Genomic DNA, 26,743 nt, shown 5'->3' with positions numbered 1-26,743 from the left:
AAAGTGGACTTAGGACAATTATGGGATGCAATTATAAAAGGCAATGCAGGTATTAGCGACAAAGAGTTTGTGCGACGTGAATTACAGCGGTTCATGAACTCTAAGGAACGCAAGAATATCCTTACTGGTCGCAAATACTACGAGGGAGACCATGATATTAAGCAGAAAAAGCGAACAATGGCCATCGAGAATACGGCTATTGTTGCTAGCGAACAGAATGAGATTCCGTTAAACCTCCCTAATAATCAATTGGTGGATAATAAGTTCGATGACTTAGTAGACCAAAAGGTAAACTACCTATTTGGTAATCCATTAGAGGTCAAAACGGATGATTCGACACTAGTAGATTTACTTGGCAAGCAATTCCACAGGCAGTTATTAAACGTAGCAAAAGACGCCTATATAGGTGGTAAGGGATACTTACATCCTTACATTGCAGAAAACGGCGACCTAACATTTAAACGGATGAAGCCCGAGAATATCATCCCGTATTGGCACGATGAAGAGCATAGTAAGCTCGATGCATTTATTTACTTTTACGATGTGGAGCAATACCATATGCTAGAAAAGACTCACACTGTTAAATACGTAGAATTCTACAAGCCAGATGGTGTAAGCTATTACATTTACAATAACGGTGGCTTAACGGTTAATACTGATAAGGAAACAACAAATTACATTCAGTACGAAGGAAAAGTATATAATTGGCCTTCCATTCCACTATTAGTATTCAAGGCAAATTCCATTGAGCAACCACTAATTAATCGGGTGAAATGCCTGCAAGACGCATTGAACGAAATGTACTCGATGTTTCTTGATAGAATGCAAGAAGACCCTAGGGAAACCTTGCTAGTGTTACGGAACTATGACGGAACGGACTTAGCTGAATTTAGAAAGAAATTAGCACAGTTTGGTGCGGTGAAAGTCAGAGATGATGGCGGTATCGAAACATTGAACATAGAGGTAAACGCTACTAACTATGATTTCATCACGCAAGCTTTGAAACGTTCGATTATCGAGAATGGTAGAGGGTTCGATGCTAAAGATGACCGCATGGCCAACAATCCTAATCAGATGAATATTTCATCCATGTACAGTGATATTGACCTCGATGCGAACCAAATTGAGGTGGAATTTCAAGCCACATTGGAGCAATTGGTGGAGTTCTATCACGCATACCGTGGATTGAGTAACGCAACAGCCCCTAAGGATGTAGAGTTCATCTTCAATCGTATGACCCCAGTCAATGAGGGCGAGGTAATCAACAACTGTAAATCGAGTATTGGCATTCTATCTAATGAAACGATTGTGGCCAACCATCCATGGACGACTAACACGGCGGGCGAACTGGAGCGATTGCAGCAAGAACGATTACAGATGATGCAAGAGATGGCGCTACAGGATTACATCGTAGGTGGTGGAGATGAACCAACAGAGTAAAGAATATTGGGCGAAGCGTTACGAATCATTAAAAGATGAAGCCATGCATGGCGCAGAGATGACAGTTGATGAACTATCTATGAACTTTGATAGGGCACTTAGGCGCTTAACGGTAGAGATAGAGGATTGGTACAAACGGTACGCCACAGAAAACGGTATCACCCTAGAAGAAGCAAGGAAACAGCTCAATAAAAGAGAGCTAGCTGACTTCAAGATGACACTTGAGGAATACATCGACCAAGCCAAGCGAGAAGATTTATCCAAGGAGCATCAACGTATGCTTGAAAATGCATCTATACGTGCTCGATTGGATAGAACGCAAGCACTTTACATTAGTGTTGTACATGAGATTGAACGCTTATCTAAGGCAGAAGATGATAGCCTAAGCCAATTACTTAGGGATACATACGAAACAACCACTTACAAGACGGCTTACCTTACGCAAACGGTACTAGGTGAATATAACATCGTGCCTAAGGTATCTGACCACGTTGTGGATGTGGTCATAAAGAAACCATGGGCACCAGATGGCAAGGATTTTAGTAGCCGTATATGGGATGATCGTACAAAGCTAGTTCAGACCATTCAAAATGATTTCGTTCAATCGGTGCTAGCTGGTGATGGCATGGCGAAGATGACGGAGAACCTTGCTACACGAATGAACGTTTCGCAATCGAACGCAAGACGATTGGTAGAAACGGAAACGGCTAGGATGTATGAAGAGGCATTCACCAACAATATGAATGATATTGGGGTGGAGAAACTGGAGATACTAGCAACGTTAGACCGCAAGACCTCGAAGATATGTAAGCGTATGGACGGGAAGATAGTGCCACTCAAGGACGCTAAGCCAGGCGTGACGATTCCGCCGTTCCATTGCCATTGCAGAAGTACCACGATTCCATATTTCGATGATTTGGAAATCAAAGGAGAAACAAGGGCTAGCCGTGGCGAAGGTGGTAAAGGTAAGAGCGAGCAAGTAGACGGTGAATTGAAGTACGATGAATGGTATTTAAAGTATGTGGAATGAGGTGAACTCTATGTGTGACTTCATCACAATTTTACAAATAATCCAAGTACTATGCGTGATATGGCTTGGATTTAAACTATATCACATTAACAAAAATCAAAAGTAATAGCACTCTAGGCATTGCCTAAGGGTGCTTTTATTATGCCATTTAGCGTTGTTGGGCGAAAACTAACAAGCTCACATAGAGTGGTGTTGCACTCGAAAATAAAGCGAAGTGGAAAGGAGTCACAACGATGACAAAAGAAGAATTAAAGGCTTTAGGGCTCGCAGATGAGCAAATTGAAAAAGTAGTAGAGGATTACGGAAAGAACTACGTTCCAAAGAATCAATTTAATCAAAAAAATGAAGAACTAAAGCAAGCCAAGGAATCATTAACTACGATGCAGTCCGACATTGAAGCATTGAAAAAGACCAATGCTGACAATGCAGAATTAGCCAAGCAAATTGACGAAATGAAAGCTGCTCAAGTCAAACGAGATGAAGAGTACACAGCTCAAATTCACAAGATGGAGGTAGACGGCATTGTAGAACGTACACTAATGACTTTCAAGGCGAAAAATGGAAAAGCCGTTCGAGCTTTACTCGATTTAGAAGACGTAAAACTCAAAGACGGCACTATTAAAGGATTGGATGACCAACTGACTAAGTTGAAGGAATCTGATCCTTATTTATTTGAGTCCGAAAGTAAACCGACTGGAGTCACACCAGGTGAACCACATGGTGGCCAAGGCTCCACAGGAATTACTCAAGAACAATTCAACAAAATGGGGTACTTACAACGAGCAAAACTCAAAGAAGATGACCCAAATGCTTATTCAGAATTAACAAATGGAGGTAACGAATAATGCCACAAGGAACAACAAAATTAGCACAATTAATTAATCCAGAAGTTATGGCGGATATGATTTCCGCTAACTTACCGAAGGCGATTAAATTCGCAAACATTTTAGCGGTCGACACAACGCTTGAAGGCCAACCTGGTAACACTGTAACAGTACCAGCATATGATTACATTGGCTCCGCAAAGGACGTTGCAGAAGGCGCTGCGATTGACCTTAATCAATTAACTACAACGGCGAAAAAATTCACTATCAAAAAAGCGGGTATCGGCGTAAAAATCACAGATGAAGCGGTGTTATCTGGTTACGGAGACCCCATTGGCGAAGCGGTTCGACAATTAGGCATGTCTATCGCTGACAAAATCGAAGATGACGTTATTGCGACGTTGAAAACAACAACTTTAGAAGTAACATCCGCAAATCAAATCTCTTATGAAGGAATTGTAAATGGCGTTGATAAGTTCGCAGAAGAATCAGACGTGCCTAAGGTGTTATTCATTCACCCTGAGCAATTAACTCAAATCCGCAAATCCACTGATTTTATCGACAAAAACAAATACGGCGGTGACTTGATGATGACAGGCGCCATCGGTTCTATTTGTGGCGTTGAAGTAGTGGTATCTCGTCGAGTACCAAAAGAGGGAGCTAACTTCACTAACTTCATGGTGCAAATGGCTCCTAACAGTGGTGAAGGCACACCAACTTTACCAGCAGTATCTTTGTACTTGAAACGAAACGTACAAGTAGAATCCGATCGTGACATCGTTGGCAAGATGACAGTAATTACAGCAGATGAACACTACGGTGTAGCATTAACTAATCCAGCTCGTGTTTTAAAAATGACATTTAAAGCCTAGGAGGTTCACATATGGGAATGTTGTTACAACAATATTTACATCCTGAAACGGAAGTTGACACAGGAGCAGAAGAAAGCGCAAGCGCTGAGGTGGAAACTGTAGAAGTAGATGAAACCGAAGATATGCCAAAAGGCAAGAAGGCGGTGAAAGATGATGGAGACACAGGAGCAGAAGAAAGCGCAAGCGCTGATTCCTAAGGCAGTTGAATTCATTGAAGGTGCCACAGGGTTTGTTGCCATCGAAACGCAGATGATTGAATACATCATTCAAAGCGAACTGGATAAGGCGCTAGCCGACATTAACCACACTGAACTCCCAATAGAGCTAGAAACGTACATTGTACGTCGAGCTTGTGGCACGTTCATTCACTTGAACGCCAAGGAGATTTTAGGCAGTGATGGTGCGCAAGTCGCCAAATCTATTCGCATGGGTGATACATCTATTGACCTAGGTGGCACCACCGATGAAGACCGATTGCGAGCACTCATTGGAGAACTCACTCAAGAAGATAGGAGGTTGCTAGCATGTTACCGACGAATCAGATGGTGAGCGCTTACCGTAAGCAGTTAGAGCGAATGTATGATTGCATGGTGACTATTTACACCGAAGAGGATACCGTTGATGAAACTACGGGAATTACTAGTATCAATCGAACGATAGAAGAGGGCCCCTATCCGTGTAGGGTCTCTTTTAAATCCTCTACCACATCACAAGCTGATGGCATGCCAAAATTCGCCCAAAATACAACGTTATTCCTGGCGCCTAATGTGATTGTGCCTAAAGGAGCACGCATGCACATTGTAGGACGTCAGAGAGAGTTTTATGCAAAGTCTAGTTCAATGCCAAACGTGTATGACAGCCACCAAGAAATTCAGTTAGAGAATTTGGAGGTGCGATGATGGCAGAGTTAGATTTTGATTTCAGCGGAATTGAGACATTTCAACAAAACCTTGAGCGAATGTCGGACCCAGCACAATTAGCTGGAGTTATGAGCTCCGTTGTAAAGCGAATGGGCGCCGTATATTTGCGTGAGGCGAAGAAGAAAACCCCAGTGGGACCACGTAGCATTCAAATGCTAGTGGGAAATGACAGTAAAGGCAATCCAAAATACGAAACTCACTACTTTGATACGCAGAACATGCGCCGTAGTTGGTTTATGGATAAGCCATTCTTTCACGATGGCAATAGCCGTAACAGGCTGACCCTATCTGTAAAAGTATTCAACACGTCTACATATTCATCGTATGTGGATGATGGCCACCGCCAAAAGATAGGGCAGTTCCTACCATTCATTGGCGCAGAGTGGCAAAGCGGTAAGGTTCAAGGTGGACGTTTAAAACAATCTTGGGTTGAAGGGCTAAATATCACGTTGCATGCGAAGAATGTGGTTGAAAGTAATGCAAATAACATCATGAATAGTGGGTTTAATGCGTGGTTAAGGAGCATGTTACAGAATGATTGACACGTTATTAACAGAGGGCATCACTAAGGCCCTATATGACGCATTCAGAGTGCCAGTGTACTTGGAATGGAAAGAAAATAAGATGAAGTTTCCTTGCTTCCTTGTGAGTGTAGCCGATTCTAACCACGATTTACACGTTTCCAAGTTGTATGATCGCAAGCTTGATTATTCTGTTAAATACTTCCTAAATGCTGAAAGTATTCCAGTGGATTACCGCAAGGACCTACTGCAAATAGGAGAACAGCTTTACGACATATTGGAGTACGTGAAATTGGGTGACCGCATCACACGTGGTGAGAGCATGAAATACGACGAAAGCGATGGGGTTTTGCACTTTAGTGTGACATACGAAATGCTACTTCACAAGGAAAGTAAGAAAGTTCCAGCAATGGAGAGATTGCAAGTTAATGAAAGGAGTTCAAACAATGGATGAACGATTTGACGGTTACACCATCATTGCATCGGAGAAATATAAACGATACAAGGATATCTTAGCCGTGTTATTAGATGACAATATGACATATACGCATGAAGAGATTGATGAGATTTTACAAAATGAGTTCAATCGTCCGATTGTTGAATTTAAAAATTAGGAGGTACACATATGGCATTAGGTGGAGGAACGTTTTTGTTCCATAACAAAGTCTTGCCAGGGGCATACATCAACTTTGTAAGTAAAACACGCCCGTACGCAGAAGTGGCTGACCGTGGATACGGCGCTATGATGTTAGCCCTTGATTGGGGCCCAAGTGGCGAGGTATTCCGAGTAGATGTGGATGAGTTTCAAAAGAATTGCCAAGATTATTTTGGCTACGATTTTGGACACCCTAAAATGAAAGGCTTACGTGATTTATTTAAACATTTAAAAACAGGTCAGTTCTACCGCTTAAATAGCGATGGGGAAAAAGCAAGCAATGACTATGGTAAGGCGAAATATGCTGGTATTCGAGGAAATGACCTCGGGGTATCTGTACAATCTGACCCAGACGCAACAAGTGCGTTCATCGTAACGACTTACATCACAACAAATGATGTGCGTAAAGTGGTGGATAAACAAACAGCTGTTTCTAAGGCATCTGATTTAGTGGATAATGCATACGTTGAGTTTAAAAAGAACGCTAACTTAGTGGCAACTGCTTACACAGCTTTCACAGGTGGTACAAACGGTTCCGTTGTGACTAGTAAAAACTATCAAGACGGCCTTGAGTTCTTAGAGCCGTACTACTTTAATATCTTAGGTTATGTAGGCTCTGATGAAACTATCAAGAATTTATTGATTGCCTTTACATCCCGAGTGCGTAATTTCACTGGAGCAAAATGCCAACTTGTATGTCACGGCAAAAAAGGCGTTAACAACGAGGGTGTAATTAGTATTTTAAATACAGTAACAGACCAAGGCGAAGACCCAACCTCCGCAGTGTATTGGACTGTTGGCAGTGAGGCCTCTTGTAATATCAATGAGTCCTTATCTAACCGTAGATACGATGGTGAGTTTACGATCAATACCAAATATAAACAGTTCGAACTTGAGCAAGCTATCAAAGATGGCATGTTCATGTTCCATAACGTATCCGACCCAGTAGGCGGTAATGTGCAAGGTGAAGTACGTGTGTTAAAAGACATCAATACGTTCACAGAGTTCACAAAAGAAAAGAACCAAGATTTTGCATTAAACCAAGTTATCCGTGTGCTGGACAATTGGGCGATTGATGCAGGTCGTACATTCAACAAAATGTACTTAGGCAAGGTTCAAAATGATGCAGATGGACGCCGTGCGTTGTGGGGTGACCTAGTTTACCTTGGGGAACAGTATCAACGAGTTCGTGCAATTCAAAACTTTGACGATAAAGATATTGAAATTCCAACGCAAGGCGACAATAAAGAAGATGTCATTGTAAATGTAAACATTCAACCTACGGTTGCGATGGAAAAACTTTATATGACGGTAATCGTAGAATAGGAGGTAACATATGGCAGAAGAAAATACTTTTAATTCAGTTGGCACAATGAATGCTAGCGATGTTATCAGTGCTAAATTGGCGACATGTTACGTCATTGCCAATAATAAACGAAAGTTATTATTTCAAGCCAAGAATTTAAAGGCAGAAGTTAAAAAGAAAAAGGATCAAGTTGCTATTTTAGGGCGAATGTTGAAAGGCAATAAAACAACATCCTTAGAAGGTACGGGCAAACTTACGATTTATAAGAATACATCCTTATTTGATGAAATGATTGAAAAGTTGATTAAAACAGGTGTAGATACATACTTTGATATGCAAGTTACAAACCTTGATCCAACGTCAAATGCAGGACCCCGTTCTGTTATTTTAGTTGGCTGTAACTTAGATGTTACGCCAGTAGCTGATTTTGATGCGGATGGCAAATGGCTTGAAGATGAATTAGCATTTACATTTGAAAGTGTGCGTTACGTTACACACTTTAAAGAATTAGATGGAATGAACGCATAGGAGGCACACATGGTTGAAACATTAAAAGGCTTTTTTAAGCAAAACGCAAAGATTGTAACGGAAGTAGAGTACGTTGCATCGAAACGATTTACAGATGATGAAGGTAAGCCTATCGTTTGGCGCATCCGTGTATTAACTAATAAGGAATTAGATAAGTTACGGGCTCGTTTTACTAAAAAAGTATACGAACCTGGTACACGTACCGCCGAAGAGCGTATGGATTTGACAGCATTTACAGATGAATTGCTAGTCCGTACGATTGTATTCCCAACATTAGATGATATGGAATTACAAAACTCTTGGGGAGTATCCAACGAGTTAGATTTGGTGAAAGCTATGTTAAATGGTGGTGAGTTAACAGATTTAACACGTGCCATTCAAGAGGCGCAAGGCTTTGAAACTGGCTTTAAGGATAAGGTTAAAGAAGTAAAAAACTCCTAAGCGCCAATGACGGTGAGACATACCTCGCCTATGTAGCATTTGTAAAATACAACATCCGTCCCTCTGAGTTCATTAACATGGACTTAGAGGAACGGGCTTGTATTTACGCATTTATGCAACAACACGCCAAGGATGAGAGGAAAGCACAGAAAGGAGGCGGAATCTAGTGGCAACAATTACAAACTATATAAACTTATCAACCAATATTCCAGCGGTTGCTCAAAGTGCAGCAAATGGAATGCAACAGCTTGCTAATGGCGCTAATAATGCGACTGGCAAAATGCAACAATTCATAAATTCCACAAACTCGGCTAAAAGCGGTTGGGGTGGATTCCTTGCATCGTTTACGGGCAATTTCTTTGCAGACTTGGCCATGCGGGGTATTAGCATGGTCACAGGCGCAATTACAGGATTAAATGAAACCGCTAACGAGTTCAACTCAATACGAGCACGGTTAAATTTGATTACAAACGATCAAGGCAATGCTGTTGCATTGAATGAAAAAATCTACGAATCAGCTATACGAGCTAGAGGTGGTTACATGGAAATGGCAGAGGCAACAGCTCAATTATCCATGTCAGCGCATGATGCATTCCCTGATCCACGTGAAGCAGTAAGTTTTATGGAGGGGATTCAAAAATTATTCGTCATTGGTGGTGCTAGCAAGGCTAGCCAAAAGAGTGCCATGCTCCAATTAACCCAAGGCATGGCAAGCGGTCAGTTACAAGGTGATGAGTTCCGTTCAATTGCAGAGAATGCGCCAATTATCGAGAATATGATTGCCAAAACGATGGGTGTAAGCCGTGGTGAGTTAAAGAAATTGGCGTCAGAGGGTGCAGTCACAGCAGAAGTAATTAAGAAGTCGATTATGGACAATATGCCAGAAATTGAAGCACAATTTGCTAAAATGCCTAAGACATTTGATGACCATATGACGGAGTTAAAAAACCGAGCTATCAACGCATTTACACCCGTATTCGAGAGATTAAAAGACCTTGGTAACAGTGAAGTCATGGGCAGGATGTTTGACGGTATAGCCAATGCCATAGAATATGTAGCTCCGTTCTTCTATTGGCTTGTAGGAGTAGCAGAGTGGACGATGTCGAGCATTACCACAGCATTCGGTGCTGTCAGTGATTTTCTCAGTGAAAATTTTGGAATTGTGGAGGTGGCATTCGGAATTGCTGTGGGAGTGCTCACTTATTATGCAACGATGACCTTAATTTCAGCAGCTAATACGGCGGTAATGATGGCATCAACAGCAGCTGCAACGGTAGCTACATGGGCGTCAACTGCTGCTAAAATAGCGGAGACATATGCTCAAGAGGGACTTAATGCAGCGCTATATGCATGTCCTATTACGTGGATTGTTGGTGGTATCATCGCTTTAATTGGCGTGTTCTATTTGGCAGTATCGGCGGTGAACTATTTCGCGGGTACTTCAATTAGTGCCACAGGGTTGATATTCGGTGCGTTCGCTTGGCTATGGGGAGGCATTCGTAATGGGATCGCATTCGTATGGAACAGGATTGCAATATTTGCTAACTTCCTTGGGAATGTATTCAATGACCCATTAAATGCAACTTATAACCTATTTGCAGATATTTGGAATGACATTGTAGATTTGATTGGCCAAGCGGTGAACTCGGCGCTTTCCTTGATTAAGAAAATTCCAGGTATGGATAAAATCATAGGCGACACCACGGTTAATGCTGGAGCGCTTCATATAGAGCGTAAGGCTATTGCAGGTGGCGAAACTACATTACTTGGAAAGATGGATTATGTAAGTCAAATGGATTATGCAGAGTCTGGCTATAAGATGGGAGAAAATTTATTTAACTTTGAAATGCCACAAATTAAAATTCCTGATTTTGATGCAAAGAAAATAGGTGAAATTCCGACGCATAAAGACGGGACTCCCAAAGATTCTAAAGCAGGTCGAAAAACAGCTCACCATACAAAACGGACGGCAGATGCAGTTGAGATGACAGCGGATGAAATTAAGGAATTACGTGAAAGTGCGGTTCAATCAGCGCTCAACCAATTCAATCAGTCTCATGTAATTGTAAACGTGAATATGGATAATAACATATCAAATGAAATGGAATTAGATGGAGTAACATCCAAGTTGCTCGACGGCATTCGTAATGCTGTTGGCATGAAACGGGAAGGGGTGGCAATGTAATGTATTATTTCTTCTTGAACTCAATGCAGATACCGATTCCACCACCTTCGATGACTACATCCATAAATGGGAAAAACGAAACCATTGATTTGATAGGCGCTGGAGAGGTTAACATTATTAAGCCACCAGGGCTCACAGATTGGTCATTCAAAATATTACTTCCTAACAACGATTACCCCTTCAATCAATCGCTTATTATGAAATCAAAAAAGGCGGAGTATTACCTCGATAAACTCAAGCGATTTAAGCAAGAGAAAAAGCCTTTTCAGTTCATCGTAGTACGCATGAGTGAAAAGGGTGACATGCTTAGTATGACCAACACTAAGGTGACGTTAGAAGACTACTCAATTGAAGAATCTCACGAATTAGGCATTGACTGTGAGGTACCTATTCGCTTGAAACAGTGGAAAGATTGGGGGTCTAAGAAGTTATCCGTAGAAACTGACGAAAAAGGCAATGCAAAAGGTACGGTCAAATCCAATAGGCCGTCAGATAAAGTGCCTAATCAAACAGCTAAGGTAAAACAAGGTAATACCTTGCAACAAATTGTAAAACGTGAGTTAGGCAATACTAACAATCTATTCGCCATTGCATCGCTCAATAAGGTTGCAGTTCCTGCTGTACTTGCGGTTGGTCAAGTTATTCAGTTGAAAGAAGGTAAATGATGGTTACTCAAATGGCAATGCCAGTACCGTATCGATACCAACTCATCATAAGGAATGGCAATGATCAATACCTAGTAGACCCTTTAGAGGGAGTGCAAGTCACAAGAGGAATTGACGGCATTCCCTCTAAAATGACTTTCAAAGTAATGACAGATGGTATCTTGCAATTTGAAGAAGGTAATGCAGTTCAATTCAAACTCAATGACGATATTGTATTCGTTGGCAACGTGTTTGAGAAATCGCGGGACAAAAGCGGTGTAATCAGTGTTACAGCCTACGACCAATTACGATATTTGAAGAACAAGGATTGTTACGTATACGGCGGTATCACCGCCACCAATTTGGTTAAAATGATAGCCACTGACTTTGGATTGCAAATAGGCGAACTCGACAATACGCAGTACGTTATTCCAGCTACTCCAATGCGTGTAGAAAAGAATAAAACCCTCATAGACATCATTATGTATGCCTTAGAGCAAACGGTAATTAATACACCAAAGCATGACCTTTACCATTTATTTGATGACAAAGGGAAACTAATGCTAAAGTCATTGGAATCGATGAAAACGGATATATTCATTGATGACGATGTGATGGAAAACATCGACTACAAGACCTCTATCGACAAAGATACGTACAATCAAGTGAAGATAGTGCGAAACGTGCCAGATGGAGATTCTAAGAAGTTAGTAACCACCGCCATTTTAAAAGATGACGAAAACATCGAGAAATGGGGACGGTTGCAGTATCTTATGATGCCAGATGATAAGGTGACGAACGCAGTTGATAGAGCCAAGCGAATTATAAGCCTAAAGAACCGCAAAACACGTGAAATTAGGCTCAAGAATGTCATTGGCGATGTTAGGGTACGTGGTGGCACCTTGTTATACCTCAAGAAGAATCTAGGTGATATTGTGGTAGATAATTACGTTATGGTGGAATCAGTAACACATACAATCAAGCATGGCTACCATTCCATGGACCTTGATGTGTACTATCAAGGCGACCCAGCAAAATATGAAGTCGCCAAAGATGAAGATGCAAAAGCCGTTGAGCAGATTAAAGCAGCGGAGCAGAAATCGAAGCACGGCGGAGGTAATGCGGTGACAGGAGTTAACCCAAATCAAGTGGATTACGGATTCAAAGCAAATGAGGGCATGGCCTCACAATATGGTGAAGTCGGTTGTGTAGACGTAGCTGTAAAAACTGGTTCGTACTATAACAAAGACCTCAAGGAATTGGCCGATAGAGGCGTGGCAGATGTTGACACGCTTGAAAGTTCATTAAAGGCTAAAGGGTATAAAGTCGAATCCTTCAATGGCTATGCCAACAAAGGTGACTTACTCGTATATGGCAATAACGATCATGTCATTATAGCAGATGGTGCAGGCGGTGGATTTGGTAATAGTTCAAGCCGTGGTTATGCTATGAGATATGGTGATGTGAATTACGCATGGGGTAATGGTGAAGCTCCTACCAAAGTGATAAGGATGGGGTAACATGGAGAATGATTTTAATAAACTAGTGGACACTTTCAAAACGTTGGTCACTGACACCATGAATGCCTACGTCATGAGTGATATTGTGATAGGGGAAGTTATAAGCACTAGTCCCTATCAAATACAGGTTGACCCTAAAATTATCATACCTGAAACCAACTTGGTATTTACTAAAAATACAACTGATTGGACGGCAGAGATAAGCGTTGACCATGTTACAGAGAATCGTGCTGGTGGTGTTGGTGCGGCGGAATATCAAAGCCACAATCATGATTATGTAGGTAGAAAGAAATTCCTTATCCACAATTCACTCAAGGTAGGGGATAAGGCGATACTAATTCAAGAGAGTGGCGGACAACGCTATATTGTGCTTGACCGCTGGTACAATCCGAATAGGGGGTGTACTACTAAATGAGTGATAGATTAACGCCTAATGAAACGATAGCTGACGTTACTATTGTCCATCAACCTAGTTATACGTATTCTCTTGACTATGGCAGAGACAGCCAAATTAGAGGGTTTATAGATGAATTAGAAGCGATGAAACAAGCTATCTATAAGATTATTAATACTGAACGGTACGAATACATCATTTACAGCTGGAATTATGGGATTGAATTACAAGACCTGTTTGGCCAACCAATACCATACGTTTACGCAGAGTTACAGCGACGCATTTCAGAAGCGCTACTTGCTGACGATCGCATAATAGATGTATATGGATTTGAGTTCGGACACAATCAAGGCGATGTATTCATAACCTTTAGTGTAGACACAATCTATGGTACGATTACAGATTTAAGAAAGGAGCTGATTAACGTTGTATGAGCACATGACGGCTGACAAAATCGAGCAGCGAATGCTCGGTAGAGTCAATCATGCATTCGATAGGCGTGAGGGATCAATCATTTATGATGCAACGGCTCCAGCATCTATCGAGCTATCTGAACTCTATATCATGGCCGATGTGATTTTAAAAGAAACATTCGCTAAAACAGCGAGCCGTGAATTCTTGAAATTGCGAGCCTCGGAGTTCAACATATATCCAGAAGAAGCGACTTTTGCAGAGGTAGAGGGCAAGTTTAATGCTCCAGTGCCACTTGGAAGTCGTTTTAACTTTGAAGAATACAATTTTACTGTTGATGAAGTGATAGATGATACCAATCATAGGTATAAATTGCGCTGTGAGAGCCGTGGGCGTGGTGCAAATGGATGCATTGGATATATTACCCCTGTAGTACCTGTAAACGGCCTTACAAGCGCTGAAATCGTAAAAATCATAACTCCTGGTGAAGATGAAGAAGACACCGAAGTATTTCGTAAAAGATATTTTGATGCCTTAAAATCTAAGGCTTACGGTGGTAATGGTGCAGATTACAAAGAAAAGGTGCTTGCTATTCCAGGTATTGGCGGAGTGAAAGTATACCGATGTTGGAATGGCGGGGGCACCGTTAAGCTAGTTATTACTAACAGTGAACACGGTGTAGCGGATTCTGAACTCATTAAAATGGTTCAAAATAAAATCGACCCAGTACCACAAGGCAAAGGGTATGGCATTGCTCCAATTGGTCACACCGTAACAGTGGTTAGCGCAGAATCTGCACCACTCACTATTAACGCAAGAGTGACATTGAGCGGTGGAAGAACATCTCAAGATTTACAACCAATCGCAACCAAGGCGATTGAATCCTACTTGCTAGGCATTCGTAAAGGATGGGGCGAGAATGACGATAGAGGTCGTGACACGGTAAGGACAGCTTATATCGTGTCTGAAATCCTAAAACTCCCTAACGTCATTGATGTTGATTCCGTCACAATCAACGGTAGAAATGATAAGGTTCTACTAGAAGCACATCAAATTCCTACCGTTGGCAGATTAACATTAACATAGGTGATTGCTATGGAATATAGACGTAACGATATTGATATAGCACAATTCTTACCACCTGTTAGCCGTGACAGTCGAGATATGCAAGAAATTATGCGTGTAGAGAATCCTGAGTTTATACTCTTATGGGAAATCATGGCAGATTTACTTGATAATCAGTTCATTCCTACCATGGGTGAGCTCGGATTGTCGCATTGGGAGTGGATACTTGAGGTACTACCGCAAGATACTGACACCATTGAGGATAGGCGCAATCGCATACTACGACTATTGGCGGGCACACGACCTTATACTGTGGAGAAACTTCAAGAAATGCTTGATGCCACATTTGGTCGTGGCGCTGTTGGTGTGGATTTGAACGAAAATCTCTATGAAATTTGGTTCATTTTAAGTAAAGAAATGCGTGAACGATCGAGTGAGGTCATTAATTATGCGGAACCAATCGTTCCTAAGAATTTGCTGTTAAAAACACTAGTAGAAGAGAAAATTCAAACAAAATTGAATGTTGGCGGTGGATTATATCTAGTTGATAAGGAAATTACGATTTTAAAACCTAGAGATTATGACATTTCAACGACCATTTATAACGGTGGGGTACTAGCAGGCACCACAATTGAAATCACAAGGAGGTAACAGATGGCATGGAGTCAAGCCTATCTAACGAATGTCGGTAAGCAATTACAAGCATCCGTTATGGCAAATGAATTAAAATTACATATTGAAGAAATTTGGCTAGGGGATGGCAATGTAACTAACGTGGAAACAGCCAACAGCCTAGGCTCAAAGAAATTGAAATTGCAAATTGCTGGAATCACACAGGATAACACCGAGTGCTTAGTTCGGTTCAGAATCTCAAACGAATCTATTCAATCACCAATTGTCATGCGTGAGATTGGCTTTTATGCAAGAGATAAACGGGGACAATTAATCCTCTACTCCATTATGAATGATGGGGATCCATCCACATTGCCAGTAGCGAATGGTCAAGCTATCTATCGCCAAAACATGAATGTGGCATTTGGGTTCAGTAATGCGCAACAAGTGACGTGTAACGTGACTTTACACGAGGGCCTGAACGAGCAACAAGTGGACGCCAAGATTACAACTCATAACAACAATGAGAGTGCTCATAATTTAGATAGATACGCAGGTGGTGCAGCAATTCCAAGCAACATTCGTAACTGGAATGACCTCACCAAACCTGGCATCTACGAATGTAATGCTGGAGTGCTAGGATGGAGCAACGCACCAAGCTCTAGTAAAATCTACCCATATGGCCAAATCCATGTGACTAAAACAGACGGAAACGTTATCACACAAACGTTTTACTCTCACGGCCAAGGTAAAGCAATAAAACAAGCTAGCCGTACATTCTATGTTGCATGGGGAGCATGGCAATACTTTGGAGATTGGGATAATACGATTACAGGTATTGCCAAACATAACGAAGGGATTAATGTCACCAAAGGCGATGCAACGGAACTCGTTAAGCTAATCACTAACAACAAGTCCGATTCTAACACTTTACTAGCCCCTACATTATCGGTTGTAAAGGCGCTTATTGGAGAGGTAAACGTGGATGTAACGAGCTTGCTAAAATCCAAAGGAGTTAGATTTGATTTCTCTAATGAAAATGCCTGGTACATATGCTTCGGGGAGGCTTTTGGGGGCTTGATTATCCAAGGGGGAAAACGAGCAGAAGCAAATGACGATTTAGTAACATTCCCTATTGCATTCCAACGGAAAGTCTTAGGTATTCAAGCCACTAAAGGTTGGGGTGTAAATGCCCCTAGTTACAAAGAGGTAACATTACGAAATTTTAAGCTGTATTCACATGATAATAGGGGATATCAGACAACATGGTTAGCCATAGGTTTGTAACTCCAAGGGGGAGTTTATCGAACATCATTAGAACAAGATACAACAACTATCTTCCCAATTACTTTTACGAGTAAGTGTTTAACAGTTTTAAAGATAGCTTATGAACGCACTGCTTTAACTTCAAATAACGTATTATTTAAGGAATGGTGTGTAACGAAAGTTACAAAATCCTCGTTTGTTACTAAAAGTACTAACCCTGCAACAAGCATGATGTATATTACATTAGGAGTCTAATCTCCAAGGGGGAAAAGCTCAATTACATGTTTACAACGAAACGATTGTATTCCCAATTGCATTTAAGAAAGTGGTTAATGTAAGCGTTACTCCTGTTGGTAGAAGTGGCACTAACCCTTATAAAAGTTTTGTTCGTGTAAACGAGCTAAGCGCACAAAATTTTATGGCAAATAGCGATGATGTTACTATTTCAAAACTGTATTGGATAGCTTATGGTGTTTAAACTCCATAAGCTATATATCGGATAGAGTTTGAGTCATAAAATCCGTTGTAATCATTGTCAATCCCTGCAATAAATTTGGTTTGATTAATTGCCCTAGCCCAAGCATTAATCACGTATTGCTCGGTCGTTGGGGTCGCGTTCATGATAAGGCACTTTTGCTTGAATGCAATGGGGAATATTTTGTAGTCAAATTTAGATGTTGATTCACCACATATTCCCCCTTGGGGTTAAACGCCGATGGCGATGTAATAATGTTGATAATATTTGAATGTAATTCTTGTGTTTGTTAATGTTATTTCATCGTCGAAGTTATGCCCACTATATTCGGGAGTATAATTATCTAATGTCCCTACCGCAGTTAATACTCTTTTAAACGAAATAGGAAAGTTTGCTGATGCTGGTAAAGCTTCTCTTCTGCTTATAGTTGCTTTTCCCCCTTGGCTAATAGCCAATTGCCAGATACTTCATGCGACAAGATTGCTCGCCCCCTCCGACTTCATTCGCCATTACAGTGAAACTAGTTAGCGAGGCTGTAGAATGAATAACATTGCCAATAACAGGTGACTCATTCCTTTTTTCTTTTAATATAAAAATAGGGATGGTAGATAAAACTTTCTTTTTAAATGAAAGACCAAACCGAGCTTCGTAAAAAGGTTGACTAGGGGTATAATCACTCCAATTGTTATCAGAGCCATTTCCCCCTTGGATCAATAGCCAACAGAAATCACTGCCAGTCTAAATCCTTCATAGCTACTTTCCCAGTCTTGATAACATTGAAAGTGCAATTTTGAGAGGCTTGACTTGATGGGACTATAATTCACATTGACATAGGTGTAACCGCTAGTGCTATTTGATTGAACACTGCCTATTGCGAATAAGCACTTCTTCTTGAAAGAAATGGGCAAAGTGAATGCGTGAACCTTGTCTTTAATTGAATCTGTTTGGTTATAAGTAGTGACGGGGATTCCCCCTTGGTCATTTAAGAAGGCGAATTGCCTTACGCAGTTGACCTAATGACTTATGGGTGTATACGCCATCGGTAACATTACCACTAGCATGGCCAAGCAGTAATCGCTTGGCATTGTAGTTAGCACCTTCATTATCCAAACGTGTAGCGAAGGTGTGGCGACAATCGTGGGTTGTGTGTTTAGAATTGATGGCACGCATTGCCTTATTAAATTCTCTACTAAGTGATGAGTAAGTACGACATTCCTGAATTACGTAAATAGTATTGAGCCTACGCTCGATGATAGGCCATATACGATCGTGGATAGGGATAGTACGGATGCCTGATTTCGTCTTCGCAGATGTGATTTTAAGCGTATGTTGCTTACGGTTAACATCACGAGCCTTGAGGTTGATTAATTCCGATGCACGCATTCCTGTGTATAAAAGAATCAGAGGAATATCGTGGAGCGGTGACTCTAATCGCCATAAGCGGTTGATTGCTTGAGTAGTGAATGGCTTATGCGGTCGGACGGGCTTATTGTGGCCAAGGTTTAGGAACTTGGCATAGTTGGTGGTGCACCAACAGTTGATGATGGAATAGTCGAATAATTGGCTAATCAAGGTTCGGACCTTCTTGCAAGAACTGTAGGACAGCCCAGTACTAAGCATATGGTCAATTATGGCTTGTAGTTGTAAGTATGTGATGTCACTCATTGCTACATTATGAATCCTTACAAGGTGTGCGAATGCAGAACCATAGTTGTTAAGGGTGTTAATGCTAACGCTTTTAGAATGAGACGGGAGCCACATTTCATAGACTTGCTTGAGTGTTAAGGATTGGCGACTTTGGTGGAGAGCATCTACCGCTTCATCGTAGGTTGAGAAGTAACCTACCACAGAATAAACAACATAAGGGCGTTTACTTGCGCCCTTTAATTTATGAATTAGTTTCATAATTTTACCTCGAAAGGAGAATAAAGAAATGGAGAATAAATATATCTTTATTTTAGACGAAAAGGGAACAAGAGTAACATCCCTATTAGTCGGTGTGCACGCTGAATCAGAAGAAGCATGCCTTGAACTCGCCAAGAAAGAGTACCCTGATCACACTTATGTGACAGGAGGGGATGAAATGCAGAGTCAATTCGTCGACTACAAATGCTATGTAAACGGCGAGTTCATAGACTACGTGCCAGAGGTAGTAGAGCCATCCAAAAAAGATAAAATCGAAGCGTTAAAGAAGGAAGCAGAGGCAGAGCGTGAAAAGCTAAAAGAAGTCTTCTTGACTAAGCAAATGAAAGGATTGTCTACTGACGATATTAAGGCGCAATTTAAACAAATTGACGTTGACCTTATTAAGAAGATTCGTGAATTGAAATAGGAGGTGCTGATTATGAAAGAACAATATTGCGAATGGTGCGGTTCGGTTCTGTTAGAAAATGGACGCTGCCCGATTGAAGATTGCGTGCAAAATGTATTGTTAGATGCATTGGAAGAAGCGGAAAAAGAATCAGAGGAAAAGAAAGATGACTCAAATCAAACAGCATAATTTTGTTATGGAGCAGGGCGTTCCTTGCTCCTTTATCATTGAATACAACAAAGAAGTACAGGCAGATGACCTATTCGCTGTAGTGCGTGTAGATACTAGCGATGAGGAATTTGCGGCAAAGTTCAACATTACCAAGGTAGAGAATGTAAACGAGGATGCAGTAAGTACATTCAAACTCACTTTAGGAGGAGACATTCCGCAGGGGCGACACGTCTATGATGTTTTTGTGTATGATCAAAATAACAAGCCTAAATTTAAAATTTTAAAAGGCCACATCCTAGTTAAAGGTAGCGTATCAGATAGGGGGCGATTGAATGGATGACGTAGTGCGCATTATTGATAGTGAAGAGTACGATGTCGTTAGGGTCGCTGACTATTCGGGAACAGGGGGCATTGGTCCACGTGGACCTAAAGGTGATAAAGGCGACAAAGGTGAGCAAGGACCCCAAGGCATTCAAGGTGAACGTGGTCCAGAAGGCCCGATAGGCCCACAAGGGCTAATTGGGTTAACAGGACCTAAAGGCGAACAAGGTGATGTAGGTCCGAGAGGTCCACAAGGGTTAGAAGGACAGCAAGGTCCACCTGGTGCAATTGGACAAACGGGACCAAAGGGTGATAAGGGCGAACCATTTCGATACAGCGATTTCACAGCTGAGCAATTGCAATCGTTGAAAGGGCCCAAAGGTGATGTAGGACCACAAGGTCCACCTGGTCCAACAGGTGCCAATAGTGCGCCTCAAACTCTATCTTATGCTAATGGTCAATTAAGTATTAGCGGTGGCAATACTGTTACTATTCATGCCGTTTCAAGCGATGGCGGTGTGGCAGAACCTGCAACCCAAAAGAAGTACGTTTACAAAACTCCTAAGGGAGCTTCTTGGATGAATGGCGATAGCCATTTTCTATTCACTAGAATAGGAAATACGGTGGTTGTTGGCGCAAAAGGTGATTCTTGGGCAACTATCTCTATAACTCCACCGACGGACCAAAACTTTAACAGATTACCAAAAAGGGAATCTGATGTTAATGGTAAGGGCGGTACTTGGTTGTTAGTTCAAAAGCCATCTGGATCATCATTTCAAGGACACACAATAATTCCAGACGGTTTCGTTCCAACTAGCTCAGTGTATGCTGATATTGTTAATGATAACGGTATGACAGTGGGTGCAGTAATGTTCGGTGATAAGGAGAACCTGAAACTTATTAGATTTCACTTTGATGGCAAAGGACCAGAAGCAAGGAACGCTATACCTACAAAACTATTAAGGTTAGGTGTTTGTACGTGGGTTACTGACGATGACCCACCAACAAGTGAGTTTAACCAACTAAACAATGGTGTATTAACCATCTCTACGATTAAGAAGGGCTAGAAGGAGATACAAATGAACTTAATTAATGAGATAGTATTGACGTTGATTAATGGTGTATCCCATGAGCACGTTGTAGATATGGGTGTAATTATCATATTAACTACGGCGTTGCTATTTGTGGATACAACCCAACGAGTGGCAACGGAAGTATTGCGTTACAACAAAGATAACGACCGCCCCAATACGGCATTCAACCTTATTACCACATTAGTGTGGTATGGGTGGGGGAAAGGGAAGTACCTCAACAAGGAAACGAATGAAAGTAAGCGATATTTGATGAGTGAACGCCTACGAGGCGACTTACTTATTAAGCTATGCGTGCAGTACCCTGCATGGATGTTGCTGTCCGTTATATTCGTTTCCTTGCCAGATATTCAAATTCCAAGTACAGAAATATACCTCGACCACCTATTCGCATTCGTATTTATGTTGATCCCATTCTTTTCAGAATGCTGGTCAATCATAGAGAATTTGCGTGAACTGGTTGAGGATGATTTAATCGACTTCAATAAGTTATATTTAAAACTATTGGAGATTGTCAGAGCATGGAGGGGTAATGGTTAACATGTGATAATTGAGATTTTATGATTAAACAAGAGTTAATTAATAAGGCTAAGGGTGTATTCTAGAACATCCCAAGAATGGCTTTATATGAACGTGGCCAACATATGAGATTGGAGATTTTATGATTAAACAAGAGTTAATTAATAAGGCTAAGGGTGTATTCAAAAACATCCAAATTGCCAACATCCACCCTACTGGGGTATTGGCTACACGATTGCTGGTACTGGTAATGCTAGTACCTATTTTATTAGTGGTGGTCGAGTACGTGCTAGCGTTCACTATTGGTCGTGTATCAGATGATACAGGAAAATTAATTACAGTCGGTATTAACATCATTGACCACATCTTTATTCCGTCAGTATTGACGGCGCTTGTAGGGTTCCTTGCCCTATGGGTGGACAAGGACGGCGATGGAGTACCTGATCAACTGGAGAAGGAGGATACGAAATGAAGGTTTTCATAAACCCAGGGCATCACCCTGGAATAGACAGTGGGGCTGTTAACCCTAATACAGGAACAAGAGAATGTGACGTAGTTCGCAAAGCAGGTGAGATGCTTGCGGACTACTTAACCAATGCAGGATGCATTGTTAAAATCATGCAAGACGATGACCTTGATATGGTGTGTGCTACATCTAATGAATGGGGAGCGGACTTATTTGTATCTTTGCATTGCAATGCAAGTAACGCCCATAATGCTAGAGGGACGGAAACGTGGTATAAGTCCTTCAACGGACAGCGGTTGGCCAACTACATCCAATCTCAAATCATCCGTAGCACTAACACTATTGATCGTGGTGTTAAGCAATCTGATGGGCTGTGGGTGCTAAAACATACAGATGCAGTAGCAGCACTTGTGGAAATTGCGTTCATTGACAATGATGATGACCTAGAGTTTATGAATGAAAACTTGGATAAAATCGTGAGGGCAATCGCAAGAGGCGTGACGGATTATGAAGGAGGGTATTAATGCATGATAAGCTTAAAACGTATTTCACTCGGTATTCTGGCACTGTGTATATTGTGGTGGCCGTCCTTATTATCTTATGCGGATGGTTCATCTTTGGTGGAAGTAAAGACACAGACCATCAAAGTACCGTTGAGCACTTGGAACGAGCTAAAGGCCAACAACGAGAAAGCCTTGACATTAATAAGGATGTCACGGATTCCGTTGAGCGAAGCGCACAGCTTAATCAACAAGCAAGGGAACGAATTGACAGAGCTCAAAAATATCAACAACGAGCAAGCGAAAGCCTTATCCAAGGCACAAAACGACTTGATGAGGCAGAAAGCCTACTTGAACGAAATGAACAACTCTTTGAACGAGTTGAACAAAGACATCAAGCGCAATCACCAAACGGAACGGCGACTGCACAGACAGCGCAACACGTGGGTGTTGATTAGTGGTTTATTGTTGGTCGGGCTGGCTGTAAAATAAAATTTTATATACTAGAAAAGCCTATCAACCGCTGATATATCAGGATTGATAGGCTTTTTTTGTTAATAAAATACTTGCAAATAACACGAAAACGTGTTATAATATATACATAAGGAAGGAGGTGAAACCGTTGAAACGGTATAGGAAGAAAATAAAAAAGTGGCTACCAATTATAACAGCGTTTATCCAACTAGCGATTGCGGTAATAGAACTGTTAAATAGGTAACCACAGGGGCTCGAAAGAGCCCCACATCTTCCATACTATTATATCAATGGAACGCATATGATTTCAAGGTTGACTTTAATAATTAGTGTAATAGCATTTGTATTGTCTGTTTACACGTTGTTAATCGTATTAGGAGTACTGTAATGAAATTAGAAGATGTAATGACTACACAAGAAGCTGGAGAACGGTGGGGGATTCCTGCGGACTCTATTAAACAATGTTGTTTAAAGCGATATGCTAACAAGCAGTTTACTGATAAGGAATGTCGCAAATCGGGTAAATCGTGGTTAGTTACAGTGGCTGGCATGTCACGACTATATGGCGAAGAGAAAAGTAAATAGTTTAAAAGCCTACCGCCTGCAATTGGTTGGTAGGCTTATTTATATTTAGTATTAAATAATATAAATCCACTCTAATTCATTATAGTTTATTTACGGTTGCTCAACAGTTGCTCAACCTATACCAATGAGAATGCGATAATATCAATGGTTAATCGGAACATTCAACTATACAGTGGTTATGCTTGCTCAGGAATAGGCCGTGCTCTTCTTGTGTTTGTGTGAGTTAGGTAGTAAGGGGCCATCACAAGGCTACTACGTCTAACTGCGTTCCTCAGGTGTTCTTATTGTATTTTGGGTGTGAATCATCTCTTCCTATTATGGGAGGAGGTGGTACTATGAAAAAGTTTAGAAATATGTATAGATTATTTTTAATCTTAAAATTAATAGTACATCTCATTGATTTATTTAAATAATTAATGAAAAAGCCTAACGTATAAGATAAGTACCGCTAATACTTATACACGTTAGGCTATCCATTTTGAAAGTTTTAAGATGAGCCTAACGCCAGCTACACGTTGATGGCTCTTCTTTTGTTATCTTAATTATAGCACAGTTAGTAGGTGTATTACCAATATCACTTGCTTCCCTATGTAGCCTGTGCCGTTTGTAACTGAATAGGGCAAATGGAAGAGCATCCTATAAGGGTGCTTTTTTATTTAAAATTACCTTATTATGATATATCTTTTATTAAAATGGGGCTTAATTTACAACTTACTTTTGATTCTAATCCTAATAGTGCTTGACTATTTATTATATGTGTTGTACTATATAGTTAAATTATGAACACTATATCTAATGGAGGGATAATCATGAGTCGTGATACTGCATATGTTCTTTGGTTTGATGAATTGCATCGTGAGGATGTGGATATTGTTGGTGGTAAGTCTTCTTCTTTAGGAGAAATGACTTCTTCTACGAATGTACCTGTTCCTTATGGATATGCTACTACAGCCCATGGCTATCGTTATTTTATGGAAGAAACTGGTTTAGTAGATCGAATTAAAGCTAAACTAGAAGAGTTACATGATGTGGAAAATTCTGCTTTGTTACGTAAGGTGACTGCAGAAGTACGTCAAATGATTATGGATGAAGAAATGCCAGCTCCATTAGCTGAGGCCATTCGTAACGGCTATGAAGAATTAGCACGTAAAGTAGGGGAAGAGAACCCGTTTGTGGCGGTTCGGTCTAGTGCTACAGCGGAAGATTTGCCAGATGCTAGTTTTGCAGGTCAACAAGATACATACTTAAATGTTCGTGGTGCAGATATGATCATTGCTAAAGTAAAAGAATGCTATGCATCTACTTTCACTGACCGTGCTACCTACTATCGTGTAAAACAAGGTTTCGATCATATGACAGTAGCCTTGTCAGCAGCCATCCAAATGATGGTATACTCTAAAGCTGCAGGCGTTATGTTCTCTGTGAATATTATGAATGGTGATGATAAATCCATTATTATCGAAGGATCTTGGGGTCTTGGTGAGTATGTAGTGCAAGGTACAGTGACACCAGATAATTTCACTGTAGATAAAGCAACAATGCAAATTACCGATCGTATGATTAATGATAAAAATCTTGCATTAGTACGTAAACCAGAAGGGGATTGCGTTGAAATTCAAATTCCTGAAGACCAAGCTCGTCAACAAGTTATCACAGACGAACAAGTTATCGAATTAGCAACTTATGCAAAAGCAATTGAAAAACATTATGGTTGCTATATGGATATGGAATGGGGCATCGATGAGCGCGATGGAAAAGTATGGATTTTACAAGCCCGTCCAGAAACTGTATTCTCTCAAAAGAAAGAAAAAGAAGAAACTGTAGTGGAAGCGACTACAACAGAACGTAAGATTGTTGTAAAAGGTCTTCCTGCGAGCCCTGGTAAAGCAGCAGGTCGTGCTCATGTGATTGAAAATCCAGAAGATATCGATGATTTTAAAGAAGGAGAAATCCTTGTTACTACTATGACTGCACCTGACTGGGTACCGGCGATGAAAAAAGCTAAAGCTATTGTCACAGATGCAGGTGGTATGACTTGTCATGCGTCTATTGTAAGTCGTGAGTTGGGGATTCCTTGTATTGTAGGTACAAAATCTCGCAGTGAAGAGGCGACGAAAACGATTTCTGACGGTCAAATGATTACTGTAGATGCTACAAATGGTATTGTCTATGATGGAATTTTAGAAGAGGCTACTAAAAAAGTAGAACCGGCAGCAGAAGCTCGCTATGTAGAGCCAACACCGATTACAGCTACTAAAATCTACATGAACTTAGGCGATCCAGACTTGGCTGAAAAATATGGCGTATTACCTTGTGATGGTATTGGTTTAATGCGTGAGGAATTCATTTGGACTACTTTTATTCATGAACACCCAATGCATTTAATCGAAACAGGTCGTCGTGATTTTGCTATTGATACCTTAGCCGAAGGTATGCGTAAAGTATGTGCAGCCTTAGCCCCTCGACAAGTTGTATTGCGTTTGAGTGACTTCAAATCTAGCGAATACCGTGATTTAAATGGTGGTGATAAATACGAGCCAGAAGAATCTAGCGCGTTACTTGGATTCCGTGGCGCTTCTCGCTACTATGATGAACGCTATGCACCAGCGTTCTTGTTAGAATTAGAAGCCATTAAAAAAGTACGCAATGAATTCGGTTTTAAAAATTTGCAAGTTATGATTCCATTCTGTCGTACTGTGAAGGAAGCAGCAGAAGTAACTCGTATTATGGCAGAACACGGCTTACAACGTAATGCGGACTTCAAAGTATGGTTGATGGCTGAAATCCCTGCGAACATTATCTTGGCGGATCAATTCAATCAATATGTAGATGGTTACTCTATCGGTTCCAATGACTTAACGATGCTTGTATTAGGCTGTGATCGAGATAATGAAACTGTACAACATATTTATGATGAAAGAAACTTGGCTGTAAAACGTGCTATTAAACACTTAATTGAAACAGCACACAAAGATGGCAAAACAGTATCCATCTGTGGACAAGCGCCAAGTGTATATCCAGAGTTCTGTGAGTTCTTAGTAAAACATGGTATTGACTCTATTTCTGTAAATCCAGATGCTGTGGTGTCTACGAAAAAAATGGTGGCACAATTAGAACAACGCATTATGTTAGATGCTTTGACAGGCAAAGGTCGTCAAAATACAGAAGCTTTAGATTGGTAATAGATGAGGAGGCT

33 protein-coding genes are annotated in these 26,743 nt (G+C 40.9%); 31 read left to right on the top strand and 2 right to left on the bottom strand.

Features of this window, described 5'->3' with window-relative positions; genetic code table 11:
• Positions 1–3: 3 nt before the first annotated feature.
• The 21 genes from EO113_RS01890 to EO113_RS01795 all read left to right on the top strand — a co-directional run bounded on the left by EO113_RS01890 (position 4) and on the right by EO113_RS01795 (position 16,655).
• Positions 4–1,440 carry a phage portal protein gene (locus EO113_RS01890; RefSeq protein WP_127135396.1) on the top strand — a complete coding sequence of 479 codons (1,437 nt, stop codon included), beginning with the start codon at positions 4–6 and terminating at the stop codon, positions 1,438–1,440.
• Positions 1,424–2,470: a minor capsid protein gene (locus tag EO113_RS01885; protein WP_127135395.1), complete on the top strand. Its 1,047-nt coding sequence runs from the start codon at positions 1,424–1,426 to the stop codon at positions 2,468–2,470. Before EO113_RS01890 ends, EO113_RS01885 begins: the two co-directional genes overlap by 17 nt.
• Before the next feature lie 233 nt (positions 2,471–2,703).
• Positions 2,704–3,315, top strand: coding sequence for a phage scaffolding protein (locus tag EO113_RS01880; protein WP_127135394.1), 612 nt, complete (start codon positions 2,704–2,706; stop codon positions 3,313–3,315).
• Positions 3,315–4,166, top strand: coding sequence for a N4-gp56 family major capsid protein (locus EO113_RS01875; protein WP_127135393.1), 852 nt, complete (start codon positions 3,315–3,317; stop codon positions 4,164–4,166). The genes EO113_RS01880 and EO113_RS01875 overlap by 1 nt, the downstream gene beginning before the upstream one ends.
• An 11-nt stretch (positions 4,167–4,177) precedes the next feature.
• Positions 4,178–4,363: a hypothetical protein gene (locus tag EO113_RS01870; RefSeq protein ID WP_127135392.1), complete on the top strand. Its 186-nt coding sequence runs from the start codon at positions 4,178–4,180 to the stop codon at positions 4,361–4,363.
• Positions 4,317–4,715 carry a hypothetical protein gene (locus EO113_RS01865; RefSeq protein ID WP_127135391.1) on the top strand — a complete coding sequence of 133 codons (399 nt, stop codon included), beginning with the start codon at positions 4,317–4,319 and terminating at the stop codon, positions 4,713–4,715. Before EO113_RS01870 ends, EO113_RS01865 begins: the two co-directional genes overlap by 47 nt.
• Positions 4,691–5,065 carry a hypothetical protein gene (locus EO113_RS01860; RefSeq protein ID WP_127135390.1) on the top strand — a complete coding sequence of 125 codons (375 nt, stop codon included), beginning with the start codon at positions 4,691–4,693 and terminating at the stop codon, positions 5,063–5,065. Before EO113_RS01865 ends, EO113_RS01860 begins: the two co-directional genes overlap by 25 nt.
• Positions 5,062–5,628, top strand: a complete 567-nt coding sequence (locus EO113_RS01855; protein WP_127135389.1) for an HK97 gp10 family phage protein — start codon at positions 5,062–5,064, stop codon at positions 5,626–5,628. Before EO113_RS01860 ends, EO113_RS01855 begins: the two co-directional genes overlap by 4 nt.
• Positions 5,621–6,061 carry a DUF6838 family protein gene (locus EO113_RS01850; protein WP_127135388.1) on the top strand — a complete coding sequence of 147 codons (441 nt, stop codon included), beginning with the start codon at positions 5,621–5,623 and terminating at the stop codon, positions 6,059–6,061. The genes EO113_RS01855 and EO113_RS01850 overlap by 8 nt, the downstream gene beginning before the upstream one ends.
• Positions 6,054–6,221 (top strand): hypothetical protein, encoded by a 168-nt coding sequence (locus EO113_RS08100; protein ID WP_164726297.1) that lies wholly within the window; start codon positions 6,054–6,056, stop codon positions 6,219–6,221. The genes EO113_RS01850 and EO113_RS08100 overlap by 8 nt, the downstream gene beginning before the upstream one ends.
• Before the next feature lie 11 nt (positions 6,222–6,232).
• Positions 6,233–7,588 carry a phage tail sheath C-terminal domain-containing protein gene (locus EO113_RS01845; protein ID WP_127135387.1) on the top strand — a complete coding sequence of 452 codons (1,356 nt, stop codon included), beginning with the start codon at positions 6,233–6,235 and terminating at the stop codon, positions 7,586–7,588.
• A gap of 10 nt (positions 7,589–7,598) precedes the next feature.
• Positions 7,599–8,096 carry a phage tail tube protein gene (locus tag EO113_RS01840; RefSeq protein WP_127135386.1) on the top strand — a complete coding sequence of 166 codons (498 nt, stop codon included), beginning with the start codon at positions 7,599–7,601 and terminating at the stop codon, positions 8,094–8,096.
• A 9-nt stretch (positions 8,097–8,105) separates the two neighbouring features.
• A complete protein-coding gene (locus EO113_RS01835) occupies positions 8,106–8,537 on the top strand; it encodes a phage portal protein (RefSeq protein WP_127135385.1) in 432 nt (143 codons plus the stop codon).
• A gap of 166 nt (positions 8,538–8,703) precedes the next feature.
• Entirely contained in the window at positions 8,704–10,722 is a 2,019-nt protein-coding gene (locus tag EO113_RS01830) for a tape measure protein (protein WP_127135384.1), read from the top strand.
• A 50-nt stretch (positions 10,723–10,772) separates the two neighbouring features.
• Positions 10,773–11,387 carry a peptidoglycan-binding protein gene (locus EO113_RS01825; protein ID WP_164726296.1) on the top strand — a complete coding sequence of 205 codons (615 nt, stop codon included), beginning with the start codon at positions 10,773–10,775 and terminating at the stop codon, positions 11,385–11,387.
• Between the two features lie 539 nt (positions 11,388–11,926).
• Positions 11,927–12,886: a hypothetical protein gene (locus EO113_RS08220; protein WP_240633647.1), complete on the top strand. Its 960-nt coding sequence runs from the start codon at positions 11,927–11,929 to the stop codon at positions 12,884–12,886.
• Position 12,887: 1 nt separating this feature from the next.
• Positions 12,888–13,301, top strand: a complete 414-nt coding sequence (locus tag EO113_RS01815) for a DUF2577 domain-containing protein (RefSeq protein WP_127135381.1) — start codon at positions 12,888–12,890, stop codon at positions 13,299–13,301.
• A complete protein-coding gene (locus tag EO113_RS01810) occupies positions 13,298–13,714 on the top strand; it encodes a DUF2634 domain-containing protein (protein ID WP_127135380.1) in 417 nt (138 codons plus the stop codon). Before EO113_RS01815 ends, EO113_RS01810 begins: the two co-directional genes overlap by 4 nt.
• A 4-nt stretch (positions 13,715–13,718) precedes the next feature.
• Positions 13,719–14,777 (top strand): baseplate J/gp47 family protein, encoded by a 1,059-nt coding sequence (locus EO113_RS01805; RefSeq protein ID WP_127135379.1) that lies wholly within the window; start codon positions 13,719–13,721, stop codon positions 14,775–14,777.
• Positions 14,778–14,786: 9 nt separating this feature from the next.
• Positions 14,787–15,407, top strand: coding sequence for a putative phage tail protein (locus EO113_RS01800; RefSeq protein WP_127135378.1), 621 nt, complete (start codon positions 14,787–14,789; stop codon positions 15,405–15,407).
• 3 nt (positions 15,408–15,410) lie between these two features.
• Positions 15,411–16,655 carry a pyocin knob domain-containing protein gene (locus EO113_RS01795; protein ID WP_127135377.1) on the top strand — a complete coding sequence of 415 codons (1,245 nt, stop codon included), beginning with the start codon at positions 15,411–15,413 and terminating at the stop codon, positions 16,653–16,655.
• 684 nt (positions 16,656–17,339) lie between these two features.
• Here EO113_RS01795 and EO113_RS08095 read toward each other — a convergent pair.
• Both EO113_RS08095 and EO113_RS01790 read right to left on the bottom strand, forming a co-directional pair.
• Positions 17,340–17,564, bottom strand: coding sequence for a hypothetical protein (locus tag EO113_RS08095; RefSeq protein ID WP_164726295.1), 225 nt, complete (start codon positions 17,562–17,564; stop codon positions 17,340–17,342).
• A gap of 523 nt (positions 17,565–18,087) precedes the next feature.
• Positions 18,088–18,957, bottom strand: coding sequence for a site-specific integrase (locus tag EO113_RS01790; RefSeq protein WP_164726294.1), 870 nt, complete (start codon positions 18,955–18,957; stop codon positions 18,088–18,090).
• 85 nt (positions 18,958–19,042) lie between these two features.
• Between EO113_RS01790 and EO113_RS01785 the strand changes: the two genes are divergently transcribed.
• The 10 genes from EO113_RS01785 to ppsA all read left to right on the top strand — a co-directional run bounded on the left by EO113_RS01785 (position 19,043) and on the right by ppsA (position 26,729).
• A complete protein-coding gene (locus EO113_RS01785; protein ID WP_127135375.1) occupies positions 19,043–19,441 on the top strand; it encodes a hypothetical protein in 399 nt (132 codons plus the stop codon).
• Positions 19,442–19,453: 12 nt separating this feature from the next.
• Complete coding sequence (locus EO113_RS08090; RefSeq protein WP_164726293.1) at positions 19,454–19,609, top strand: hypothetical protein; 156 nt, start codon at positions 19,454–19,456, stop codon at positions 19,607–19,609.
• Positions 19,587–19,931: a hypothetical protein gene (locus EO113_RS01780; protein WP_127135374.1), complete on the top strand. Its 345-nt coding sequence runs from the start codon at positions 19,587–19,589 to the stop codon at positions 19,929–19,931. Before EO113_RS08090 ends, EO113_RS01780 begins: the two co-directional genes overlap by 23 nt.
• Complete coding sequence (locus tag EO113_RS01775; protein WP_127135373.1) at positions 19,924–20,979, top strand: collagen-like protein; 1,056 nt, start codon at positions 19,924–19,926, stop codon at positions 20,977–20,979. The genes EO113_RS01780 and EO113_RS01775 overlap by 8 nt, the downstream gene beginning before the upstream one ends.
• A gap of 12 nt (positions 20,980–20,991) precedes the next feature.
• Positions 20,992–21,543: a hypothetical protein gene (locus tag EO113_RS01770; RefSeq protein ID WP_127135372.1), complete on the top strand. Its 552-nt coding sequence runs from the start codon at positions 20,992–20,994 to the stop codon at positions 21,541–21,543.
• A 121-nt stretch (positions 21,544–21,664) separates the two neighbouring features.
• On the top strand, positions 21,665–21,994 hold the full coding sequence (locus tag EO113_RS01765) for a hypothetical protein (RefSeq protein WP_127135371.1): 330 nt from the start codon (positions 21,665–21,667) through the stop codon (positions 21,992–21,994).
• Complete coding sequence (locus EO113_RS01760; protein WP_127135370.1) at positions 21,991–22,512, top strand: N-acetylmuramoyl-L-alanine amidase; 522 nt, start codon at positions 21,991–21,993, stop codon at positions 22,510–22,512. Before EO113_RS01765 ends, EO113_RS01760 begins: the two co-directional genes overlap by 4 nt.
• 3 nt (positions 22,513–22,515) lie before the next feature.
• Positions 22,516–22,980 (top strand): hypothetical protein, encoded by a 465-nt coding sequence (locus tag EO113_RS01755; RefSeq protein ID WP_127135369.1) that lies wholly within the window; start codon positions 22,516–22,518, stop codon positions 22,978–22,980.
• A gap of 369 nt (positions 22,981–23,349) precedes the next feature.
• Positions 23,350–23,547, top strand: coding sequence for a helix-turn-helix domain-containing protein (locus EO113_RS01750; RefSeq protein WP_127135368.1), 198 nt, complete (start codon positions 23,350–23,352; stop codon positions 23,545–23,547).
• Between the two features lie 809 nt (positions 23,548–24,356).
• Positions 24,357–26,729 (top strand): phosphoenolpyruvate synthase, encoded by a 2,373-nt coding sequence (ppsA, locus tag EO113_RS01745; RefSeq protein WP_127135367.1) that lies wholly within the window; start codon positions 24,357–24,359, stop codon positions 26,727–26,729.
• Positions 26,730–26,743: the final 14 nt, after the last annotated feature.

It is taken from the genome of Veillonella sp. 3913, assembly GCF_003992235.1.
Lineage (GTDB): Bacteria > Bacillota > Negativicutes > Veillonellales > Veillonellaceae > F0422.
The sequence above is the reverse complement of the archived record's forward strand: the minus strand, read 5'-3'. Positions and strand labels throughout refer to the sequence as shown.

Coding starts and splice junctions, on each gene's coding strand:
- EO113_RS01760 (WP_127135370.1), top strand. CDS start 21,991: ATGAAGGTTTTCATAAACCCAGGGCATCACCCTGGAATAGACAGTGGG.
- EO113_RS01835 (WP_127135385.1), top strand. CDS start 8,106: ATGGTTGAAACATTAAAAGGCTTTTTTAAGCAAAACGCAAAGATTGTA.
- EO113_RS01840 (WP_127135386.1), top strand. CDS start 7,599: ATGGCAGAAGAAAATACTTTTAATTCAGTTGGCACAATGAATGCTAGC.
- EO113_RS01885 (WP_127135395.1), top strand. CDS start 1,424: ATGAACCAACAGAGTAAAGAATATTGGGCGAAGCGTTACGAATCATTA.
- EO113_RS01795 (WP_127135377.1), top strand. CDS start 15,411: ATGGCATGGAGTCAAGCCTATCTAACGAATGTCGGTAAGCAATTACAA.
- EO113_RS01800 (WP_127135378.1), top strand. CDS start 14,787: ATGGAATATAGACGTAACGATATTGATATAGCACAATTCTTACCACCT.
- EO113_RS01880 (WP_127135394.1), top strand. CDS start 2,704: ATGACAAAAGAAGAATTAAAGGCTTTAGGGCTCGCAGATGAGCAAATT.
- EO113_RS01875 (WP_127135393.1), top strand. CDS start 3,315: ATGCCACAAGGAACAACAAAATTAGCACAATTAATTAATCCAGAAGTT.
- EO113_RS01855 (WP_127135389.1), top strand. CDS start 5,062: ATGATGGCAGAGTTAGATTTTGATTTCAGCGGAATTGAGACATTTCAA.
- EO113_RS01785 (WP_127135375.1), top strand. CDS start 19,043: ATGGAGAATAAATATATCTTTATTTTAGACGAAAAGGGAACAAGAGTA.
- EO113_RS01850 (WP_127135388.1), top strand. CDS start 5,621: ATGATTGACACGTTATTAACAGAGGGCATCACTAAGGCCCTATATGAC.
- EO113_RS01845 (WP_127135387.1), top strand. CDS start 6,233: ATGGCATTAGGTGGAGGAACGTTTTTGTTCCATAACAAAGTCTTGCCA.
- EO113_RS01775 (WP_127135373.1), top strand. CDS start 19,924: ATGGATGACGTAGTGCGCATTATTGATAGTGAAGAGTACGATGTCGTT.
- EO113_RS01780 (WP_127135374.1), top strand. CDS start 19,587: ATGACTCAAATCAAACAGCATAATTTTGTTATGGAGCAGGGCGTTCCT.
- EO113_RS01770 (WP_127135372.1), top strand. CDS start 20,992: ATGAACTTAATTAATGAGATAGTATTGACGTTGATTAATGGTGTATCC.
- EO113_RS01765 (WP_127135371.1), top strand. CDS start 21,665: ATGATTAAACAAGAGTTAATTAATAAGGCTAAGGGTGTATTCAAAAAC.
- EO113_RS01860 (WP_127135390.1), top strand. CDS start 4,691: ATGTTACCGACGAATCAGATGGTGAGCGCTTACCGTAAGCAGTTAGAG.
- EO113_RS01870 (WP_127135392.1), top strand. CDS start 4,178: ATGGGAATGTTGTTACAACAATATTTACATCCTGAAACGGAAGTTGAC.
- ppsA (WP_127135367.1), top strand. CDS start 24,357: ATGAGTCGTGATACTGCATATGTTCTTTGGTTTGATGAATTGCATCGT.
- EO113_RS01865 (WP_127135391.1), top strand. CDS start 4,317: ATGATGGAGACACAGGAGCAGAAGAAAGCGCAAGCGCTGATTCCTAAG.
- EO113_RS01755 (WP_127135369.1), top strand. CDS start 22,516: ATGATAAGCTTAAAACGTATTTCACTCGGTATTCTGGCACTGTGTATA.
- EO113_RS01815 (WP_127135381.1), top strand. CDS start 12,888: ATGGAGAATGATTTTAATAAACTAGTGGACACTTTCAAAACGTTGGTC.
- EO113_RS08220 (WP_240633647.1), top strand. CDS start 11,927: ATGCTAAAGTCATTGGAATCGATGAAAACGGATATATTCATTGATGAC.
- EO113_RS01750 (WP_127135368.1), top strand. CDS start 23,350: ATGAAATTAGAAGATGTAATGACTACACAAGAAGCTGGAGAACGGTGG.
- EO113_RS08090 (WP_164726293.1), top strand. CDS start 19,454: ATGAAAGAACAATATTGCGAATGGTGCGGTTCGGTTCTGTTAGAAAAT.
- EO113_RS08100 (WP_164726297.1), top strand. CDS start 6,054: ATGGATGAACGATTTGACGGTTACACCATCATTGCATCGGAGAAATAT.
- EO113_RS01805 (WP_127135379.1), top strand. CDS start 13,719: ATGACGGCTGACAAAATCGAGCAGCGAATGCTCGGTAGAGTCAATCAT.
- EO113_RS01810 (WP_127135380.1), top strand. CDS start 13,298: ATGAGTGATAGATTAACGCCTAATGAAACGATAGCTGACGTTACTATT.
- EO113_RS01825 (WP_164726296.1), top strand. CDS start 10,773: ATGACTACATCCATAAATGGGAAAAACGAAACCATTGATTTGATAGGC.